General features: G+C 69.0%; 18 protein-coding genes. 11 read left to right on the forward strand and 7 right to left on the reverse strand.

Features of this window, described 5'->3' with window-relative positions; genetic code table 11:
- Positions 1-59 precede the first annotated feature (59 nt).
- From dapA to TA3x_RS18815, 7 genes are all read left to right on the forward strand, one after another.
- Entirely contained in the window at positions 60-959 is a 900-nt protein-coding gene (gene dapA / locus TA3x_RS18785) for a 4-hydroxy-tetrahydrodipicolinate synthase (protein WP_435016195.1), read from the forward strand.
- 302 nt (positions 960-1261) lie between these two features.
- Complete coding sequence (locus TA3x_RS18790) at positions 1262-1663, forward strand: ArsR/SmtB family transcription factor (protein ID WP_435016196.1); 402 nt, start codon at positions 1262-1264, stop codon at positions 1661-1663.
- Between the two features lie 304 nt (positions 1664-1967).
- A complete protein-coding gene (locus tag TA3x_RS18795) occupies positions 1968-2744 on the forward strand; it encodes an OmpH family outer membrane protein (protein ID WP_435016197.1) in 777 nt (258 codons plus the stop codon).
- Between the two features lie 93 nt (positions 2745-2837).
- Positions 2838-4163 carry a UDP-3-O-acyl-N-acetylglucosamine deacetylase gene (gene lpxC / locus TA3x_RS18800; protein WP_435016198.1) on the forward strand — a complete coding sequence of 442 codons (1326 nt, stop codon included), beginning with the start codon at positions 2838-2840 and terminating at the stop codon, positions 4161-4163.
- Between the two features lie 158 nt (positions 4164-4321).
- Positions 4322-5128 carry an acyl-ACP--UDP-N-acetylglucosamine O-acyltransferase gene (gene lpxA, locus TA3x_RS18805; RefSeq protein WP_435016199.1) on the forward strand — a complete coding sequence of 269 codons (807 nt, stop codon included), beginning with the start codon at positions 4322-4324 and terminating at the stop codon, positions 5126-5128.
- Positions 5125-6264: a Gfo/Idh/MocA family oxidoreductase gene (locus tag TA3x_RS18810; RefSeq protein WP_435016200.1), complete on the forward strand. Its 1140-nt coding sequence runs from the start codon at positions 5125-5127 to the stop codon at positions 6262-6264. Before lpxA ends, TA3x_RS18810 begins: the two co-directional genes overlap by 4 nt.
- Before the next feature lie 129 nt (positions 6265-6393).
- On the forward strand, positions 6394-6642 hold the full coding sequence (locus tag TA3x_RS18815; protein WP_435016201.1) for a hypothetical protein: 249 nt from the start codon (positions 6394-6396) through the stop codon (positions 6640-6642).
- Between the two features lie 516 nt (positions 6643-7158).
- Here the strand turns inward: TA3x_RS18815 and TA3x_RS18820 are convergent.
- The 3 genes from TA3x_RS18820 to TA3x_RS18830 all read right to left on the reverse strand — a co-directional run bounded on the left by TA3x_RS18820 (position 7159) and on the right by TA3x_RS18830 (position 10185).
- Entirely contained in the window at positions 7159-8154 is a 996-nt protein-coding gene (locus TA3x_RS18820; RefSeq protein WP_435016202.1) for a DUF1559 domain-containing protein, read from the reverse strand.
- Between the two features lie 757 nt (positions 8155-8911).
- Complete coding sequence (locus tag TA3x_RS18825) at positions 8912-9088, reverse strand: hypothetical protein (RefSeq protein WP_435016203.1); 177 nt, start codon at positions 9086-9088, stop codon at positions 8912-8914.
- A 53-nt stretch (positions 9089-9141) separates the two neighbouring features.
- Positions 9142-10185 (reverse strand): DUF1559 domain-containing protein, encoded by a 1044-nt coding sequence (locus TA3x_RS18830; RefSeq protein ID WP_435022395.1) that lies wholly within the window; start codon positions 10183-10185, stop codon positions 9142-9144.
- A gap of 628 nt (positions 10186-10813) precedes the next feature.
- Here TA3x_RS18830 and TA3x_RS18835 point away from each other — a divergent pair.
- Positions 10814-11734, forward strand: a complete 921-nt coding sequence (locus tag TA3x_RS18835) for an MBL fold metallo-hydrolase (protein WP_435016204.1) — start codon at positions 10814-10816, stop codon at positions 11732-11734.
- Positions 11735-11750: 16 nt separating this feature from the next.
- Here the strand turns inward: TA3x_RS18835 and TA3x_RS18840 are convergent, their stop codons facing one another.
- Both TA3x_RS18840 and TA3x_RS18845 read right to left on the reverse strand, forming a co-directional pair.
- Positions 11751-12704, reverse strand: a complete 954-nt coding sequence (locus TA3x_RS18840; protein ID WP_435016205.1) for a helix-turn-helix domain-containing protein — start codon at positions 12702-12704, stop codon at positions 11751-11753.
- 570 nt (positions 12705-13274) lie between these two features.
- A complete protein-coding gene (locus TA3x_RS18845) occupies positions 13275-14495 on the reverse strand; it encodes a Gfo/Idh/MocA family protein (protein WP_435016206.1) in 1221 nt (406 codons plus the stop codon).
- A 175-nt stretch (positions 14496-14670) separates the two neighbouring features.
- Here TA3x_RS18845 and ruvA point away from each other — a divergent pair, with 175 nt between their 5' ends.
- From ruvA to TA3x_RS18860, 3 genes are all read left to right on the forward strand, one after another.
- Positions 14671-15324, forward strand: a complete 654-nt coding sequence (gene ruvA / locus TA3x_RS18850; RefSeq protein ID WP_435016207.1) for a Holliday junction branch migration protein RuvA — start codon at positions 14671-14673, stop codon at positions 15322-15324.
- Positions 15325-15387: 63 nt separating this feature from the next.
- Positions 15388-16482: a Holliday junction branch migration DNA helicase RuvB gene (gene ruvB, locus TA3x_RS18855; protein WP_435016208.1), complete on the forward strand. Its 1095-nt coding sequence runs from the start codon at positions 15388-15390 to the stop codon at positions 16480-16482.
- A gap of 42 nt (positions 16483-16524) precedes the next feature.
- Positions 16525-17271 carry a hypothetical protein gene (locus TA3x_RS18860; protein ID WP_435016209.1) on the forward strand — a complete coding sequence of 249 codons (747 nt, stop codon included), beginning with the start codon at positions 16525-16527 and terminating at the stop codon, positions 17269-17271.
- A 27-nt stretch (positions 17272-17298) separates the two neighbouring features.
- Here TA3x_RS18860 and TA3x_RS18865 read toward each other — a convergent pair whose 3' ends face one another.
- Positions 17299-18345, reverse strand: a complete 1047-nt coding sequence (locus TA3x_RS18865; RefSeq protein ID WP_435016210.1) for an L-threonylcarbamoyladenylate synthase — start codon at positions 18343-18345, stop codon at positions 17299-17301.
- Positions 18342-19496: a homospermidine biosynthesis protein gene (locus tag TA3x_RS18870; RefSeq protein ID WP_435022397.1), complete on the reverse strand. Its 1155-nt coding sequence runs from the start codon at positions 19494-19496 to the stop codon at positions 18342-18344. The genes TA3x_RS18865 and TA3x_RS18870 overlap by 4 nt, the downstream gene beginning before the upstream one ends.
- Positions 19497-19510 lie beyond the last annotated feature (14 nt).

A 19510-nucleotide genomic window follows, 5' to 3' on the forward strand; every position in this document is an offset into this window, starting at 1 on the left:
CGTCCCCCGACCGAACAATCGATAATCTATATCAGGGCAACGAACCACGAGGTTGAGGAATGGCATCGAAGGGTCGAATGTTCGCGGGCTGCACCGTCGCGCTGATCACGCCGTTCCGGGACGGCGAGGTCGATTACGACACGCTCCGGTCCCTGGTGGACTGGCAGATCGCGCAGGGGACGCCGGTCCTCAGCCCGGTCGGCACCACGGGCGAATCCCCCACCCTGTCGCACGACGAGCACGAGCGGGTGATCGCCACGGTGGTGGAGCAGTCCGCGGGGCGGGCCAAGGTCTTGCCGGGCACCGGCTCGAATTCGACCGCCGAGGCGATCCGCCTCACGAAGTTCGCGGCGAAGGCCGGGGCCGATGGCGCCCTGCTAGTGGCCCCTTATTATAACCGGCCGACCCAGGAGGGGCTGTACGCCCACTTCGCCAAGATCGCCGACGCCTGCGACCTGCCCCAGGTCCTCTACAATATCCCCTCGCGGACCGGGCGGAACGTCGAGGTCGACACGGTCGCCCGCCTGGCGGAGATGGCCCCGATCGTCGCGATCAAGGAGGCGAGCGGGTCGCTGGACCAGGTCAGCGACCTCGCGGCCCGGACCGACCTGACGATCCTCTCGGGCGACGACAGCCTGACTTTGCCCATGATGGCGGTGGGGGGAGAGGGGGTGATCTCCGTGGTCGCCAACCTCATCCCCAAGGATGTGATGGGGCTGGTCTCCGCGTTCCAGTCGGGCGACATCGCCTCCGCCCGGGAGCGTCACCAGCGGCTCTTCCCCCTCTGCCGGGACCTCCTCTCCGTCGCCACCAACCCCATCGCCCTGAAGACGGCCATGGCCCTGCTGGGCCGGGGCAATGGCGAGCTGCGGCTGCCCCTGTGCCCACCCGACGAGTCCGGCATCGCCGCGTTGAGGCGGAGCCTGGCCCGCTACGGGCTGCTCGAAGGCGTCGCGTGAGGGCCCGGATGACCTCGATGGCACAATCAAGTCTGCTGGATTGGCATGCGAAATGCGATTCGACCGAGACGACCAATTCGCTTGCGTGCAAGTGAGATGGGTGTTGTGATAATCGCCCCATCGACCGGCCCCCCATCGCCCCCCAGGTCGGGAAAGAGTCGCCCCCCCCGCCCGCGACCCATTCCCTTTTTTGATATTCGGATGCGTGCTGCATATCATTGGATATCACTTCGCATCGCATCTACCACCCCGGTGGCGCACGCGACATCCGGGGAAAACCCTTACTAGGCGGGAGCAGATTCATGGCCAAGAAGGCATCAAAGAAGTCCGAAGATTCGGCCGAGACGACCCTGGAGGTGATGCCGCAGGTCTCCGAGCAGGCCGTGCGCGACCTGGCGCAGGTCTTCAAGCTCCTGAGCGACGAGACCCGCCTGCGGATCCTGCTTTATCTGGCGCAGAACAGCGAACTGCACGTGACCGACCTGTGCACCCGGCTCGGCCAGAGCCAGCCGGCCGTCAGCCATCACCTGGCGCTGCTCCGGGTGTCGGGCCTGATCGAGTCGCGCCGCGAGGGGAAGCACAACTTCTACAGCGTCCGCGCCGATCACTTCGGCGAGCTGCTGGTGAGCCTGTTCTCGGCCACCGGCGAGATGCCCAAGAAGATCCGCTTCAACGACTTCACGCTGACCTACGGCGGCAACTGAGCGTCGCCCCGAGGTCGCGGCGGGGCCCGGGCGGCGGATCCTCCCCGACGCCGGCCCGCCCCCGGGCGGGCCGGGCGAGATGATCGGGCGGTTCGCCTTGACCCCCACGCCGTCTCGTTGCAGAATGCCGGCCTATCGCCGACCCTCCGGCCTCGCCTCGGACCTCCGAGGGGCCACGGGTTGGCTTTTCGCGCCCGCCGACGGATCGGCGGGGCGAGCGGCCCGACGCCTCCCCGCGCGGTGCCGGTGTGCCGGTCCCGGGCCGCCCGATGATGGGGGGCCTCAACACGGAGGTTGGTATCCGATGACCCGATCGACTCGCGTGGCGTTGGTGGTGGGCCTGGGCCTGGTTGGCGCGGCGGGCCTGGTGGGCCGCTCGGTCGCCCAGCAGCCGCAGCAAGATCCCAAGCTCCGCCAGGCGGCCACGACCGCCCCGGCCGGCCCGGCGTCCGTCTCGATCGGGACGATCGACATGGATAGCGTCCTGAAGAACTACGACAAGTTCAAAGTCGCCACCCAGACGCTGCAGGCCGAGGCGATGGCCCGCCAGAACGAGCTGATGAAGATCATGGCGGAGGCCAAGTCCACCCAGGAGATGTACCAGAAGCTGACGCCGGGCAGCCCGGATGCTAAGAAGTGCGAAGATAAGATCACGATGCTGGAAGGCCAGTTCGAGGCCGGGCGCAAGAACGCCGAGCGCGAGTTCACCCAGAAAGAATCCGAGACGATGGCCGGGATCTACAACGAGATCCAGAAGTTCGCCCGCTACATCGCCCAGCAGCGCGGGATGACCTTCGTGATCAAGTTCACCGACCAGGAGGCCAAGGGCAGCGAGCCCAACTCGGTGATGGCGGTCATGTCGCGGACGGTCCTCTACGCCGACGCCCGCGTGGACATCACCGCCCAGGTCACCAACACGCTCAACGAGGCCTATCGCAAGGCCGGCGGGGTCGCCCCCAAGCCCGAGCCCGCCGCCGCCGGTGCCGCCGCACCGGGCGCCGCCGCCCGCCCGGCCCCCGCCGCCGGTGCCGCCCCGGCCCCCGCCGCCGCGGCCGCCCGCCCGGCCCCCGCCCGGAATTGAACCGACCGCATGTGACGCCGGGGGATCCGAGGTCCCCCGGCCGATCGACGCATCGCGACCACTGATCACCACCGAGGTTGGAGCCGGCCGGGCATGCCCATCGCCAGACGTCCGCAACGCACGATCGCCCGAGAGGCCGAGGTCCGGGGCGTCAGCTTCCTGGGCGGCCTCGACGTCCGGCTCCGATTCCGGCCGGCCGGCGCCAACGAGGGGATCACCTTCGTCCGGGCCGACCTGCCCGATCGCCCCTCCGTCCCGGCCCACGTCCGGCACGTGATCCCCCGCCAGCGGCGGACCACCATCGAACGCGGTCCGGCGATCGTCGAGATGGTCGAGCACGTGATGGCGGCCCTGGCCGGGCTCCGCATCGACAACGCCGTGGTCGAGATCGACGGGCCCGAGACGCCCGGCTGCGACGGATCCAGCCGCGCCTTCTCCGACGCGCTGGCCGATGCCGGGATCGTCGAGCAATCGGCCTCCCGAGACGTCCTGGTGATCGACGCGCCGATCACAGTCCGCGAGGGGGACTCGATCCTCACCGCCCACCCCGGCGACCCGTCCCGCCTGGTCCTGGGCTACAACCTGGACTACGGCCCGGACACCCCGATCGGCCGCCAGAGCCTGTTCGTGGACGTCGACCCGGACAGCTTCCGCGCGGAATTGGCCCCGAGCCGGACCTTCCTGCTCCAGGCCGAGGCCGACGCCCTGCGGGCCTCCGGCATCGGGTCGCGGACCACCGAGAAGGACCTGCTGATCTTCGGCCGCGACGGCGTGATCGGCAACGAGCTGCGGTATCGCGACGAGTGCGTCCGGCACAAGATCCTCGACCTGCTGGGCGACCTGGCCCTGATCGGGATGGACCTGGCCGGGCACGTCGTTGCCCACCGCTCGGGCCACTCGCTCAACGCCGAGCTGGCCCGCAAGCTGCTCCAGTCGATTTGCTCGCAGGCCGCCGAGGCGGCCCCGACGCCGAGCCCGGCGACCATGGACATCAACGAGATCCTCAAGGTCCTGCCGCACCGCTACCCGTTCCTGCTGATCGACCGCGTGGTCGAGTTCGAGCCGGGCCACCGGGTCTCGGCGCTGAAGAACGTGTCGATCAACGAGCCGTTCTTCCAGGGGCACTGGCCGGGGCGGCCGATCATGCCGGGCGTCCTGATCATCGAGGCCCTGGCCCAGGCGGCGGGCATCCTGATCGGCCACGGCCACGCCCGAGGCAAGGCGGCCCTGCTGGCGTCGATCGACAAGGTCAAGCTCCGCCGCCAGGTCATCCCCGGCGACCAGCTCCGCCTGGACGTCGACGGCCTCCGCCTCAAGGGGAAGGCCGCCCAGGTCCGGGCCGTCGCCCGCGTCGGCGATCGGATCGCCGCGGAGGCCAAGATCCGGTTCGTGGTGATCGAAAACGAACGCGCGGCCTGATTCCGGCCGATAATGACTCATGATACCTCCTCCCCCTCGTGCGGGGGCCTTCGCGAGAAGGACGTCGGGCCGGGCCAGGATGCCCGCCGGACGCGAGGCCCGATGATCCCGGCCCATGGATGGCGCCGGTCCCCAACCTCATGGATGCGAGGTGTCTCATGGCCACTTTGATCGCGGACAGTGCCGCAGTCGACCCCCGGGCGGAGATCGCCGAAGGGGCCGAGATCGGCCCGTACTGCGTCGTCGGCCCCGACGTCAAGATCGGCCGCGGCACCCGCCTGATCGCCCACGTCTGCGTGCTCGGCGTCGTCGAGATCGGCGAGGATAACGTCATCAGCCCGTTCTCGGTGATCGGGGGCGACCCCCAGGACGTCTCCTATCACGGGGCGCCGACCAAGGTCATCATCGGCGACCGCAACATCATCCGCGAGAACGTGACGATCAACCGGGCGACCGAGAAGGAAGACGGGATCACCCGCCTGGGCAACCAGTGCTTCCTGATGGCCGGCGCCCACATCGCCCACGACTGCAAGCTCGCCGACCGGATCACCATCGCCAACGGCTCGATGCTCGGCGGCCACGTCCACGTCGAGTCGTTCGCCAGCATCTCCGGCGGCGTCGCGGTCCACCACTACGCCACCATCGGCGGCTACAGCTTCGTCGGCGGCCAGTCGCGGATCATCCACGACGTGCCCCGCTACATGCTGGTCGACGGCAACCCCTCCAAGGTCCGCTGCATCAACGTGGTCGGGCTCAAGCGGAACGGGATCTCCGCCGAGTCGATCGACGCCCTGCACGAGGCCCACCGCCTCATGTACCGGGCCAAGATGAACGCCCGGCACGCGGCCGAGATCCTCGAATCCCACGACCACATGCTCCCGGAAGTCAAGCGGCTCCTCGAATTCGTCCAGGAGCAGCACGAAGGCAAGCACGGACGCGCCCGCGAGCGCTGGAGGAAGTCATGAACCGCCTGAAGGTCGGAGTCGTCGGCGTCGGTCACCTGGGCCGCCACCACGCTCGCATCCTCGCGTCCCTGCCCGACGTCGAGCTGGTCGGCGTCTCGGACTATCGGCCCGAGCAGGCCGCCGCCGTCGCCGAGGCCTGCAAGACCTCCGTGATCGCCGACTGGCGCGACATGATCGGCCAGGTCGACGCGGTCTCGGTCGCCGTCCCGACCAAGGCCCACCGCGAGGTCGCCGGCGCCTTCCTCGAACGGGGCATCCCGGCCCTGGTCGAGAAGCCCCTGGCCGCCACGCTCTCCGAGGCCGAGGAACTGGTCGCGCTGGCCGACCGGAACGCGACCACCCTGATGGTCGGGCACATCGAGCGGTTCAACCCGGCGCTGTCGACCCTGGACGGCCTGGCGATCCGCCCCAAGTACATCGCCGCCGAGCGGATGGGGGTCTACACCTTCCGCTCGACCGACATCGGCGTGGTGCTGGACCTGATGATCCACGACATCGACCTCGTCCTGTCGATGGTCCACTCGCCCGTCAAGTCGGTCTCGGCGGTGGGCGTCGGCGTCTTCGGCGTCGGCGGCGAGGACGTGGCCAACGCCCGGATCGAGTTCGAGGACGGCTGCATCGCCAACCTCACCGCCAGCCGCGCCAGCTTCCAGGCGGTGCGGAAGATGCGGCTCTGGGCGGCCGAGGGCTACGTCACGCTCGACTTCGCCACCAAGCTCGGCACGATCGTCCGGCCGTCCGACCGGCTCCGCCGCGGCGAGGTCGACCTCGACGGGCTCGACCTCACCAAACCGGCCGACGTGAAGGAACGGATCTTCGGCAAGATCCTCCGCGTCGACCAGGTCCAGGGCGAAGGCCGCGAGCCGTTGGCCCTGGAGCTGGAAGACTTCGTCCACGCGGTCCGCTCCGGCTCCCGGCCCCGGGTCACCGGCGCCGACGCCCTGCGGTCGATCCGCCTGGCCGACCAGATCCTCCGCAGCCTGAACGCCCACGGCTGGGAAGGCCAGCTCGACGGCCCCCACGGCCCGAGCGAGCTGCCCGAGCCGATGGCCGAGCCGATCGTCGGACTGCCCGCCCCCAAGTCGTGGCGATACCGCAACCTCCGGTCGGAAGTCCGCCCCGGCGGAGACGCCTGACCAGTCGACTCGACACGCGGCCCGCACTCCGGTAAACTGTCCCGATTCCGGCGAGCGGGCCGCGCCCTCCGGCCCTTTTGACGAATCGCGACGCACGTCGCCTTCCCAACAGCCACCAAGGTCGATCCGATGCCTCCCGAAGCCCCCGCCACCGAAGCCGAAGCCACGCAGGCACCGGCCGACCCCCGCAACAAGTTCTACAAGAAGTTCCACGGCAAGTTCCTGCCCAAGGGCGTCCTCCGCGACCGCCACAAGGCCATCGTCGCCCGCTGGGATTCCAACGACGACCACGGCGGCGTGACCGTCGAGGAACTCAAGGCCCTCCTCTCCGACTGGCGCGGCACCCGCGAGAAGCCCCCGCGCAAGCCCACCGCCTGAGGCCGACCGCAACACCGCCGATCCGAATCATCGCGACGCCGATGCCTTCCGTGGCATCGTCCCGTCGCGATTTTTCGTTTCCCCCGCATCGACCGCCCGCGATCCCCCGCCCGGCCGGGCGGGGCAGGTACGGCCCCGGGGCAAGCCCCGAGAACGGACGATTCCTATGACCCGGGGAGACACCGGGCCGGGATCCGTGGCCCGGCGGGCGGCCCGGTCAGGGGACGAGCTTGACCGAGGGGGCGGCCTTGCCATTGACCTTACCCTTCGGGGGAGGGGGCGGCGGGTCCTCGAGGACCACGGGCCCCGGGGGAGGCGCCTGACTCTCGCACCCGATGATGATCGAGAAAACGAGCGGGGCGATCAGGATCGAGCAACACTTGCGCATCTCTGGGGTTTCCCGGACGAAGGCCGAGATCAGGCCACCATCGGCTCGGGCTCGATCTCGGCGGGGTCGGATGGAGCGGGCAAGTCGGGGCCGCGAGGAGGGGCGGGGCGACGGGGATCGCCCCTCGATCAATAGGCGTCCGCGCTGATGATCTCGCCGCCGGAGCGGGTCCCGAGCGCGCGATAGGTCTTGATGTTGACCGTGTTATTGATGAACTTCACCGACCCGTCGGCGAAGCAGAAGTTGACCCCGCCCGGGTGGTTGCTCCGGAAGCCCCACTGGCCGAGTTCCTGGAACTGGGTCGCATAGGGTTCCTCGGCCCAGTCGGGCGGGAGGGACAGGCCGGCGAGCGCGTTGATCAGGGTCCCGGTCTTGTCGGGCGGGGCGTTCGGCCTGGGGATCACGAAGGCCCCGGAGGTCGGCCGCATATCCCCCGGCCAAACTCGCGTGGTCTCCCAGTTCGGGCCGTTGAAGCAGCCGGTGACGTTGCCGAAATTGAAGACCGACGTCGACGGCTCATCCCGAAATCGCGAGGTCTCGCCGAACAGGAACGTATTGCTCGTCCCGTCGGTCACGTCGGCGACCTTGACGACCGAATTGGGCATGAACATGCCGTCGCCCCCGCCGTAATTGCAGGTGTCGGCATACAACCCCTTGGGATCGGGCAGGGTGCCCGAGGGGGACCAGTTGTACCAGATATTTTCATGCTGCCCGCGCGACATCGAATACGACGTCTGGGTCGTGACGATGTATCCCGACGGCGCGACCGCCGCGATCGAGTCCGACGGGCAGAGCATGCTGGCGACCTTGCTGCCCGAGGCCGTGAACTGGACCACGCTGTTGTACGGCCGCGAGAAGTTGTAGGACGCGCCGGCGGCCGACTGTTCGAGGTACGGCAGCATGAAGTTGAACGCCGAGTGCGCGAAATTGGTCGCGCAATTATCCTTCATGTTCCGGGCGACATTGCCCATGGGGTACGAGTTGGACGTACTCTCGTAATTGGCGGCGGCCAGGCCGAGTTGCTTCAGGTTGTTGACGCACTGGGCGCGGCGGGCGGCCTCTCGCGCCGCCTGCACGGCCGGCAATAGCAAGGCGATCAGCACGGCGATGATGGCGATCACCACCAGCAGTTCGATCAGGGTGAAGCCGCGGGACGGGGCGCGATGACACGCGACGCATCATGGGTGAGGCCTCAATCGTTGGCGGATCCCGGGGTGTGGAAGGACGCGAGGTCGCCCGAGGGGATGAAGCGATTTTGCCCCATCCCCAAGGCGCTCCGAGGAGACTGACCGCGACACGCGTCAGCGAATACAAGCAGCAAGATTGCTCGATGTTTGGGCGGACGGGAGGATTGGCCATCCATCGGACGGCCGACATTTTCGCCCGAAGCCCGAGAATCGAGCCATTTCAGAGGTGAATCGGCCCGGCGAAGGGAGAGTCGGCCGGGCGGAGAGAGAATCGATCGGAATTTCTAAGCAGGATTCATGCCAAATCGATGGATTCACAGATTCGCTTGAGCTTTTGTTTCGACCGTCAAACGTCATCACATCCGCTATCCATGCGCTGATTTCGCGTCATCCCGGAAGGAGCCTGTCCCGCCCCGATGGCATGGTCGTTCGAATCACGTCGCATCGCTCGGCGATCCGGGCCTCGCGCCCATCAGATCATCCCCGCATGATGGAATGGCCTCGGCCATTTCAAACCCGCCCGATGTCGGCCCGCCTCCGACGGCATGAGCCCGGGCAACCGGGCCGGCCCCATCGCGCCCACGGGCCCGATCCGCGGCGGATGTCGGCCGCGCCTTCGAAACGGCGAGGGGTCCGCCCTGGCCGAGCGGACCCCTCGCCGGGAGTCATCACCGGGGATCTTGCCGGGATCGGATCAGTCGACGGGCTTCTGCTGGGTCCCCGCGGGGGCCGGGGCGGCCGGCGCCCTGCCGCCGGGGGCCTTCGGCGCATCCGCCGGGGCCGGGGCCGGCGTCGTGGGGGTTTCCGCCTCGCCGCAACCCGAGACGAGGGCGATCACGCAGGGGGCCGCGAGGAAAAATCGAATGTTCATGGTGCGATACCTCGGAGTCGAGTGCGGGCCGGTCGGGGCGGCGCCCGGCGGCTTCAATAGGCGTCGGAGCTGATCACCTCTTCCCCGGCCCGGGTGCCCAGGGCCTGGTAGGTCGTCCAGTTGATGGTCTCCTTCAGGAACTTGACCGACCCATCGCAGAAGACGAAATTGGCCCCGCCGGGGTGATTCGATCGGAAGCCGAACTGCCCGAGGTCCTGGCAGCCCGAATTCGGCCGGCCCCAGCCGATGGAATTCCCGTATTGCGGGGACGAGAACGGCCCGCCGCAAGCATTGATGGCGCTCGCCGACCCATCGGTCTTGCTCGGCTTGGCGTTGATCTTCGGGACCGTGTAGGCCCCGCCGCTGATGCGGGTGTCGTTGGTATAACCCGGGGTCCCCGGGCCGCCCCAGTAATTCAAGACATTGCCGATGTTGAAGGGGCCGGCGACCTCGTCGCGGAACCGCGAGGTCTCGCCGATGGCGAGCGTGTTGCTGGTCCCGTCGCTGATGTCCCTGATCTTGTAGGAGATGCTCTCGCCGAAGACCCCCTCGCCGTCGATCGCCCCGCACCGATCCGAGTTCGGCGCGGCGGCCCCGGAGCCCCAGGAGAAGACGATATTCTCGGTGCCGCCGCGCACCGGCGCATACGAGGTCTGGACGTACTGGACGTAGCCGGGGTCGGACTGCTTGGCGGGCGTGTCGGAAGGGCAGGTGTAGGCCGCGATCTGGGTGCTCCACGCCGTGTTCTGGAACGAGGAATTCCAGCCCCGGGTGAAGTTGATCGATGAATAGACAGATCCCTGTTCTAAATACGACATGATAAAGCTATTGAATGTGTGGCGATATTGGAAGACGCAGTTGTCGGCCCGAGAGGCCTTGAAGCTGCCCATCGGGAAAGCATTGTTCATGCTCTCGTAATTATGAATCGCCAGGCCGAGTTGTTTCAGATTGTTGGTGCACTGGGCGCGGCGGGCGGCCTCTCGCGCCGCCTGCACGGCCGGCAGCAGCAGCGCGATCAGGACCGCGATGATGGCGATCACCACCAGAAGTTCGATCAGGGTGAAGCCGCGGACGGGGCGCGGTGACACGCGACGCATCATGGGTTGAGCCTCAATCGTTGGCGGATTCCGGGGCGTGGAAGGACGCGAGGTCGCCTGACGGGCCGGGGCGATCCGCCCCATCCCGATCGAAGCGCTCCGAGGAGCACGGCACGCGACGCAGCTTGTCTAGACCGTTCGCAAGGCTGCTCAGCATCCGGGCAGGCGAGAGGATGAGCCATCGGGCGGATGAGGGCCCTGACTCGACTGGAGCCCGAAAAATGAGCCGTTTCCGGAGGTGAATCGGCCCGGACCGGGGAGAGTGGCCGGGCGCATCTTCGTCACGCAACAGTGCCATGCAGCCACCGTACCAATTCAATGAATTCAACCCAATTCGCTCATGCTATGTGTCACCTGCCAGCGTTCTATTGCTATCATCCACACGCGCATCGCCTCCCCATCCGCCCGACTGCGATCGCATGCATGGTGGTTGCACGCGAGCCGTCAGCCAAGTCATGCCCATCGCCGCGCACAATATATGACATCCGAATATATGGAATTTACTCATTTCCGGCTCCTCCGAAGTCTCCCCTGCGAGGGGGGCATTCCCGGCGGGCCCTTGCAGAGGCCGGGCATCCCCATTGAGATGGAGCCGGAGAACGGGCCCTAATGGGACGGGAGGACGACGATGCAAGATCCGAGAACGAGGCGGGCCTTCATGGCCGAGGGGACGATCGGGGCGGCGGCGTTGGCGGCGATCGGGGCGGGCCCCGACGAGGGGTCCGGGGGCAAGACGGCGTACCTCTGCGTGACCTGCGGGACGCAGTTCGCCGAGACGGCCAGGCCCCCGGAACGCTGCCCGATCTGCGACGACGAGCGGCAGTACGTCCCGCCCGAGGGGCAGCAGTGGACGACCATGGAGGCGTACCGCCGGACGCACAAGGTCATCATCAAGCCCGAGGAGCCGGGCCTCCACTCGATCAACGCCGAGCCCAAGGCCGGGATCGGCCAGCGGGCGTTCCTGATCCAGACCGCCGAAGGCAACGTCCTGTGGGACTGCATCCCCCCGCTCGACCCGCCGACGGTGGCCCGGATCAAGGAGCTGGGCGGGATCGCCGAGATCGCCATCTCGCACCCGCACTACTACACCTCGATGGTCGAGTGGAGCCGCGCCTTCGGCGGGGCGCCGATCCACATCCACGAGGCCGAACGCCCCTGGGTGATGCGTCCCGACCCGGCGGTCCAATTCTGGGGCGGCGAGACGAAGCCCCTGCGGGGTGGCCTGAAGCTGGTCCGCACCGGGGGCCACTTCACCGGCTACCAGGTGCTCCACTGGCCGGCGGGCGCGGAGGGCCGGGGCGTCCTGATGGCCGGGGACCAGCCGCAGGTCTGCATGGACCCGTCCCAGGTCTCGTTCATGTACAGCTATCCCAACTACATCCCGCTCGACGGCCCGACGATCCGCCACGTCATGTCGTGCCTGGAGCCGTTGCGGTACGACCGGCTCTACGGGGCGTTCTTCGTCCGGGGCAAGGGCATCATCCCGACCGGGGCGCAGGCCGTGGTCGCGCGGTCGGCCGGGCGCTACCTGAAGGCGATCGGGGCCTGAGGGGAGTCGATCGGAGTTAAGCACGGGCCCTCCGGAGCGCGGACATGAAGACGGCCCCGGGGTTCCGGGCGCCGGGGGCCGAGGCCAGGCGGTAGGCCTCGGCCAGTTCCTCGGGAGAGCGGCGGCCGTCCCAAGCCTCCTGGCACCGGGCCAGGAAGCCGGGCCAGCTCTTGCGGTCGGCGAACTCGCGGGCCAGCAGTTCGGCCGCCGCCGCCGGGTGCTGCGGCGCCTCGCGGAGCCGGGTCAGCAGTTCGGCCGTGGAGGCCGGGGCCGGCTTCGCGATCTGTTGCGGGGCGGGGTTGGCCCGCCGGGCCACTTCCCGGGCCAGGATCGGGTCGGCCGTCCGGTCGGCCGCGATGGCCAGTTCCGGAGAGGCCGCCCACCGGGGACGCCTGCGGGTGGAAGCGGGAGCCGGGGTCGGGACCGGGACAGCAACCGGCTCGGGGACCTGGGCCTCCGGGATCGGGGGGGCTGCGGGGGCGGACGGCTCCGGGATCGGGGCGGGTTCCGGGCGTGGGCGTGAAACGGTCCTGGCCCTGGCCGGCTCTCGGTCCTTGAGTCTTGTTACGGGCACGTCTCGTTCGGGCGCCGGGGCTTGCGCCGGGGGGGGCGCCATCGAGGGCGCCTCCCCCGCGCCGAGGGTTGCGCCCCCGTCGCGACGCCAGGTCAGGACCAGGACGCGGCCGGTCGGGTTGCCGGCCGGCTCGGCGGCGATCCAGCCGGCCCCTTCGAGGCGTCGGAGGGCGAACTGGACGGTCCGCCGCGTCCGGCCGACCTGCCGGGCCAGGGTGGCGACCGACGGCCAGGCGTGGTCGTCGGCCCGGGCGTGCTTGAGGATCGCCCGCGCCACGGCCAGGTCGATCGGCTTGAGCCGGGCGTCCTCGGCCAGGGCGTGCGGGACGGCGGCGAACGGCAGGGGGTTCCGCTGGGGACGGCGGGGGGCGGTCGTCGCGGGGAGGGCTTGGGTCATGGGGCGTGGGCTCCGCATCGGCCTGGGACGTTCGGCGACCACTCGCCCGGCGCGTACAGCGAACCCGGCCCGGACGGCGGCGATTGCGCCCCCGGGCCTGCGATTCCCGCTCGCGGGCGAGGCACGCAATGATACAACGTCCAGAAACGAATGAAGGCTAACGCTCTCTTACGCTCAACTTGGGCGTCGGTTATTTGGTCGCATCATTTGTTCGTCGGCCCTCGGGGGGTGGCGACGGCCTTGACGGCGGATTGCGCCCTACGTCACGCCCCGGTCGGGCCGCCCGCGAGATTGCGGCTCGTTGCGCCGGGCGCGATCGTTCGGCGGCCGTGCTGCGCGATTGCGCCCGGCATCGCGGCCTGATCGCGTCCCGAGGATCTCAGCGGTCCGCGCGATCGGCCAAGGCCCGCCGGTGGCTCCGTCCTTCCGGCGGCCAGTTTCAAAACGGAGGGTGAGCGTCTGCGTTGCGTAAAGATCTTTCGCGGCCAGAGGGCAGGGTTGCGCGTCCGGGATGTCCGCCCGGCGCGTCCAGGCCGGACGCGGCGCGTCCGGCCCCTTCGGTTCGTCGCGTCAAGCCGGCCGCACGGCGACCTGGCCGGACCGGAAGGCGCGGTTGCCCAGGTGGGCCGACATCGCCGCGACGACACCCGCCTCGGCCGGGCAGCTCGGCTTGCGGCGGGCGCGGATCGCCTCGACCCAGTCGGTCAGGTGGAGGAGTTCGCCGTCCGGCTTGTCGTAGAAATCGGCCCCGCGTTTGGGGTTGGTCCCCAGGATGATCGACTCGGCGGCCGTCTTGCTCCCCTCGGGCGTCAGGATCGCCGCCCCCCGGTCGACGTAGATCGTGCCGTCCGGCCCCATGAATTCGATCCGGGCCGCATGGCGGGCGTTGGAGAACGTCCCTTCGAAATGGACGTCGACACCCCCGGCGTAGGACAGGAGGCACTGGATGGCGTCGGGCGTCTCCCAAACTTCGGGGGCGGCCAGGTGCTCGCCGAAGGCCGCCGCCTTGAGAGGGGCGTCGAGTTCGAGGATCCAGTGGGCCACGTCGATCCAGTGGACCATCAAGTCGGTGAGGATGCCCCCGCCGAAATCCCAGAACCACCGCCAGTTGCGGAACTTGTATTCATCGAATGGCTGCTTGGGGGCCGAACCGAGGAAGTCGTCCCAGGCGACCGACGCGGGGTTGATCCCCAAAGGCGATCGCTGGAACCGGCTGCCGGTGTTGCGGTTCCAACTCGCGGCGACCTTGAACACCCGGCCGATCCGCCCGGCCTTGATCCAGTCCCGGGCGGCCTGGATGTGGGGCATGCTCCGTTGCTGCTGGCCGACCTGCACCACCCGGCCGGTCCGGTCTTGGGCGGCGATGATGATCGGCCCCTCGGCTGGGTCGTGGGTGAGCGGCTTCTCGACGTAGACATCCTTGCCCGCGTCGCAGGCGGCCACCGCGATCGGGACGTGCCAGTGGTCGGGCGTGCCGATCAGGACGGCGTCGACGTCCTTGCGGTCGAGGATCTCCCGGTAAGACTTGGTGACGAACGCCGCCGGGTCCGCGAGCTTCTTCCCCTGCTCCAGGGCACTATCCCAGACGTCGCAGACTGCCACCATCCGGACATTCGGCACTTTCGCCAGGCTCGCCATCAAGGTCCGGCATCGCCCCCCAGTGCCGATGCACGCGACCGACAGGGTGCCGTTGCGGGCGAACCCCCGCGCCGTCTCCGCCGACCCCGCCAGCACCGCCCCCACGCCGGCCATGCCCATCGATTCCATGAACGCCCGCCGCGTCGTCGCCATCGCGCCGCCCCCTCGCCCGGTTGTTTGATTTTCGTGGATGATGCCCCGGCCCGCACTGTGCCGGAATCGGATCGGTGTTGCCAGAAGAATTGACCTTGTCGGTTTTGCGGATCGCGTTCATAATCGGTGAACAAAAGGCCAGAAAGCGACGAGTCGGACGCGAGGGGGGATTCGCTTGATTACGATGATCCGGGGGATCCTCCGCTCGGTGGGGGAAGAGGAGCTGACGCTGGCGGTCGACCCGGTCGAGATCGCGGTCCTGATCCCGGAGTCGACGCGGAGGCAGCTCCAGGGGAAGCTCGGCGAGATGATCGGGCTGCACACCCTGTTCTACATCGAGGGGAACCAGATGGGTGGCCGGATGACGCCCCGGCTGGTCGGGTTCACCTCGGACATCGAACGCGAGTTCTTCGAGATCTTCTGCTCGGTCGACGGCGTGGGCGTCCGCAAGGCGCTGCGGGCGATGGTCCGGCCGGTCCGGGAGCTGGCCCGGACGATCCAGGACCAGGACGTGAAGATGCTGGCCACCCACCCCGGCATCGGCGAGGCGACCGCCGAACGGATCGTGGCCAAGCTCCGCCGCAAGGTCGGCAAGTTCGCCCTGATCCTGGGGGCCGATGCCGGCGACGCGAAGGCCCAGGCCAACGGCGTCCCGGACAATGCCGAGCCCGACGTGATCCGCGACACCTTCGCCGCCCTGATGTCGGTCGGCCACTCCGAGAGCCAGGCCCGGCAGGCGATCGACCGGGTCCTGATGACCAAGAAGAAGTACAAGAGCGTCGCCGACATGATCGACGCGATTTATCAGCAGCAACGGCCGGCCACCTGACGATGAGATGAATTGAGGATGGATCGGGAGGGAACCCGGGCTTCCAGGACGAGGGCAGGCATCATGCGCGAGGCGATCATCACGGGGGCGCCCGGCGGCGGGGGCGATGGCGACGACGAACGGCCGGTCCGCAACGCCGGGGGGCCGCCCCCCGAGACCGAAGAAGAGAAGCTGCGCCCGCAAAAGTTGTCCGAGGTCGTCGGCCAGCGCTCGGTCGCCGACCGGCTGTCGATCGCGCTGTCGGCGTCCAAGAAGCGGGGCGAGCCGCTGCCGCACATCCTGTTCGATGGCCCCCCCGGGCTGGGCAAGACCACGTTCGCGACCGTGCTCCACAACGAGCTGGGCGTCGAGCTGAACATGACCAGCGGGCCGGCCCTGGACAAGAAGATGGACGTGATGCCCTACCTGACCAATGCGTCGGAAGGGTCGATCCTGTTCATCGACGAGATCCACCGCCTGCCCAAGACGGTCGAGGAGTTCATCTATCCGGTGATGGAGGACTTCCGCGTCGACGTCGTGCTCGGCGAGGGGATGTCGGCCCGGACGATCAACCTCCCGCTCAAGAAGTTCACGATCATCGGCGCGACCACGCGGAGCGGGATGCTGTCCGGCCCGTTGCGCGACCGCTTCCACATGCACGAGCACCTCGAATACTACGACGTCGATGACCTGGCCCGGATCGTCTCGATCAACGCCACCAAGCTGAAGACCACGATCACCCCCGACGCCGCCTGGGAGCTGGCCCGCCGCAGCCGAGGCACCCCGCGCCTGGCCAACGCCCGGCTCCGCTGGGTCCGCGACTTCGCCACCGCCCGCGCCGACGGCAACATCACCCTGCCGATCGCCGAAGACGCCCTGGCCATGCAGGACATCGACGTCGAGGGGATGGACAAGCAGGACCGCCGCTACCTGGAGACCCTGATCCGCGTCTTCCGCGGCGGCCCCACCGGCGCCGAGGCCCTGGCCGCCACCATGAGCGTGGCGGCCGACACCCTGGAAGACGAGGTCGAGCCCTACCTCCTGCGTCGCCACTACATCGTCCGCACCTCGCGCGGCCGCAAGGCGACCGCCAAGGCCTACCGCCACCTCGGCATGGTCGAGCCCGAACCCGAGGACACCGACCTCAATCTGTTCGATCAGCGTCGCCTGTTCGAGTGACATCGGCCTCTTCGGGTCGGCCGGGGTGCGGGAGGATCGATCATGGATTGTCCCGCTCCCTTGCTCGCCGGATTCCCCCCGTCGCCGGACCTTCTGTTCGAAGTCGTGCGGCGTAGCGTTGATGACATGATGCTATGGGAGATCGTCGACTTCGGCGCCCGCCGTAGCCTCGATCGCTCGAAGGTGATGGCGGAATTGCGGCTCCTCCGCGATGCTGGGGCCGGCCTGGCCCCGATCTCGCTTGATACTTGCGAGGCTCTTGAGTCGACCCGCAATTGCGACCCGGATCGGCCCAACCCGCCTCCTTGCGAGCCTCGCCCGACCGGCCGGAGGGGCCATCAGGCCCGCCTGTTTGCCTGCGCGTTACTCCTCCACCCCGATTCCGGCGAACTCAATCCGGATGTGACGCTGGTTCGGAGCCTGGAAAGCGCCCGGGTTCTGGGCGATGAGGCCGGGGAAGCCCTGGCCCGGTTCCTGACCTGGCGACTGGATCAGGGCGGGCCGATCTGGCCCGAACCGTTGCTCGTCCCACTCTCGCTGCTCATCTTGGCGACCCGCCTGCGTGTCGGCCGGTTCGATGACTCGGCGCTCGGGGCGATTTCCGGCTGGTTCCTCGAAACCGAAGCATGCGAGCATCGGGAATTCGCCCTCTGGCCGCCGATGAGTTTTTTGCAGGGCCTCTGGCGGCCGTTCGCCGCGGAATTGACCGAAGCTGCGTCGTCGGTCGATTCCGCCTGCCTCCGCGACGACCTGATGTTGTGCGCCATCCCGATGGATCCGGATCCCTGAGCGGACGAGCCCGCGTCGGAGCGGCGGTCAGGGCAGGGGGGCCCGGCCGTCCCAGGGGCGGGTGGCCCTCCGCACCCGGTCGCGGATCGCCCGCCACTCGGGGAGGTCGGGCGGCATGACGATCAGGAGGAATGTTGGCTTCGTTCGGTCGACGTCGTGGAGCAGGCGATAGAGCATCTCGGCCGCCTGCCCCGGGTCGGATAATCCGACGTGCTCACTTTCGCGGGTCGGGTCGGCCGGCCAGCGGCGGTCGGGCGGGCCGATCGAGATCCGTTGGTACGATCCCGAGCCCGGCGGGAGCCGGTCGAATCGCTCGCCCTCGACCCGGAACGCCGGCGTGCGCGGGGCGTAGTGGACGTCCATCTGGCCGGGGCTGGACATCGGCGACGAGGCGTCGGCGGCGTGCGAGGCCGAGGAAACCGGCCTTCCCAGCGCCTCGGCGATCTGCTCGGCGGTGATCGAGCCGGGGCGGAGCACGCGGGGGGAGGGGCCGGAGAGGTCGAGCACGGTGGACTCGATCCCGACCGCCGTCGGCCCGCTGTCCAGGATCAGGTCGACCTTGCCGGCGAGGTCGCCCCACACATGCTCGGCCCGCGTCGGGGAAACGCCCGTCGAGCGGTTGGCGCTGGGGGCGGCGATCGGGCACCCGGCCCGCTCGATCAGCGTCCGGGCGACGAGGTGTCGGGGGACCCGGAGGCCGACCGTCCCCTGCCCGGCGGTCACGTTGTCGGGGATCAACCCCGACCGGGGCAGGACCAGCGACAACGGGCCGGGCCAGAACCGATCGGCCAGGAGGTCGGCCTCCGCCGTCCAGCGGGCGACCAGCGGGAAGGCCGTTTCCTTGCGGTCGACGTGGACGATCAGCGGGTTGGTCGCCGGCCGCCCCTTGGCGGCGAAGATCCGGGCGACCGCCTCGGGATTGGTCGCGTCCGCCCCGAGCCCGTAGACCGTCTCGGTGGCGAAGGCGACCAGGCCGCCCGATCGGAGGGTCGCGGCGGCCTCGGCCAACGGCCCCGACTCGGGAGGGTCGGGGTCGATGCGGACGACCCGGGTGGCGACCGCGCCCCGGCTCAAGGGTGCGGGCCGGGACCGGCCGACGTCTCGGCCTCGCGGGCGAGGTAGGCGTCGCGGAGGATGTTGTAGTTGGCCTCGCGTCGGTCGTAGAGGCGGCGGAGGGGCCGGGCCGGGTGGCGGGCCAGGGCGTAGGCGGTGAGCAGCGGCAGGGCGATGGTCGAGTCGGTGTAGCAGGTGACCGAGTCGGGCAGCTTCTCGGGGTCGACCTTGCCCCAGGTCATCGCCTCGGTGGCGGTGGCGCCGGAGAGTCCGCCGGTGTCGGGGCGGGCGTCGGTGATCTGGAGGAAATAGTCGTGCCCGGCCTCGCTCAGGCCCAGGACTTCCTGGATCTGGGGCTCGGTCTGCAAGATGAAGTTCTTGGGGCTGCCGCCGCCCAGGATCAGCACGCCGGACTTGCCGTCGTTCTGCTTGGCCTGGTAGACGATCGACGCCGTCTCGTTGACGTCGCGGAGGGGGTCGATCTGGAGCTTGGAGTCCAGGAACGTCAAAGCCGCCAGGTTCATCCCGATCGAGCTGTCGCCGGGGCTTGACGTGTAGATCGGCACGCCGGCCTCGTAGGCGGCGGCTAGCAGGCTGTTCGCCGGCCGACCCAGGGCCTCGGCGCGGGCGTGGAGGTAGCGGCCGACCTCGTAGTGGAACTCGGCCGTGCCCATCGGACGGGCGAAGGCCTCGCCGCGGATCAGTTCGCGGTAGAAGCTGTCGGTGTCCAGCAGCGTCTTGTAGTCGAAGACGATGTCGTAGATCCGGATGATCGCGTTCTCGCGGAGCGCGTAGTCGTCCAGGTTGGGGCGGCTCTGGTGCAGGGGCAGGTCCAGCGCGTAGTGGGTGTCGTGGTACAGGTTCGCCCCGGTGGAGACGATCCAGTCGACGAACCCGGCGCGGATGAGCGGGATCAGGGTGCTCATCCCCAGGCCGGCGGGGGTGAGCGCCCCGGAGATCGACAGCCCGACCGTGCAGTCGGGCTCGAGCATCTTGCGGGTGAAGACCTGGCAGACCTCGCGGAGCCGCCCGGCGTTGTAGCTCAGGAAGGCGCCATCGATGAGGTCGGCCGCCGACACGTCCCCGCGGACGGCGGGGGGGGCGATCCGGTGCTGGGAGACCTTCTGGAGGTACTTCCCTTCCGAGGCATCGGCCTCGGGGGGATCGGGCATCTCGCCGTGGGGAC

Source organism: Tundrisphaera macrotermitis (assembly GCF_051175315.1).
Lineage (GTDB): Bacteria > Planctomycetota > Planctomycetia > Isosphaerales > Isosphaeraceae > Tundrisphaera.

What these genes read in the sequence shown, in the direction of transcription:
- ruvB (WP_435016208.1), top strand. Translation starts at nt 15,388, where the DNA reads ATGCGCGAGGCGATCATCACGGGGGCGCCCGGCGGCGGGGGCGATGGC.
- TA3x_RS18810 (WP_435016200.1), top strand. Translation starts at nt 5,125, where the DNA reads ATGAACCGCCTGAAGGTCGGAGTCGTCGGCGTCGGTCACCTGGGCCGC.
- TA3x_RS18840 (WP_435016205.1), bottom strand. Translation starts at nt 12,704, where the DNA reads ATGACCCAAGCCCTCCCCGCGACGACCGCCCCCCGCCGTCCCCAGCGG.
- TA3x_RS18835 (WP_435016204.1), top strand. Translation starts at nt 10,814, where the DNA reads ATGCAAGATCCGAGAACGAGGCGGGCCTTCATGGCCGAGGGGACGATC.
- TA3x_RS18860 (WP_435016209.1), top strand. Translation starts at nt 16,525, where the DNA reads ATGGATTGTCCCGCTCCCTTGCTCGCCGGATTCCCCCCGTCGCCGGAC.
- TA3x_RS18830 (WP_435022395.1), bottom strand. Translation starts at nt 10,185, where the DNA reads ATGCGTCGCGTGTCACCGCGCCCCGTCCGCGGCTTCACCCTGATCGAA.
- lpxA (WP_435016199.1), top strand. Translation starts at nt 4,322, where the DNA reads ATGGCCACTTTGATCGCGGACAGTGCCGCAGTCGACCCCCGGGCGGAG.
- TA3x_RS18870 (WP_435022397.1), bottom strand. Translation starts at nt 19,496, where the DNA reads ATGCCCGATCCCCCCGAGGCCGATGCCTCGGAAGGGAAGTACCTCCAG.
- TA3x_RS18795 (WP_435016197.1), top strand. Translation starts at nt 1,968, where the DNA reads ATGACCCGATCGACTCGCGTGGCGTTGGTGGTGGGCCTGGGCCTGGTT.
- dapA (WP_435016195.1), top strand. Translation starts at nt 60, where the DNA reads ATGGCATCGAAGGGTCGAATGTTCGCGGGCTGCACCGTCGCGCTGATC.
- lpxC (WP_435016198.1), top strand. Translation starts at nt 2,838, where the DNA reads ATGCCCATCGCCAGACGTCCGCAACGCACGATCGCCCGAGAGGCCGAG.
- TA3x_RS18845 (WP_435016206.1), bottom strand. Translation starts at nt 14,495, where the DNA reads ATGGCGACGACGCGGCGGGCGTTCATGGAATCGATGGGCATGGCCGGC.
- TA3x_RS18790 (WP_435016196.1), top strand. Translation starts at nt 1,262, where the DNA reads ATGGCCAAGAAGGCATCAAAGAAGTCCGAAGATTCGGCCGAGACGACC.
- TA3x_RS18815 (WP_435016201.1), top strand. Translation starts at nt 6,394, where the DNA reads ATGCCTCCCGAAGCCCCCGCCACCGAAGCCGAAGCCACGCAGGCACCG.
- TA3x_RS18825 (WP_435016203.1), bottom strand. Translation starts at nt 9,088, where the DNA reads ATGAACATTCGATTTTTCCTCGCGGCCCCCTGCGTGATCGCCCTCGTC.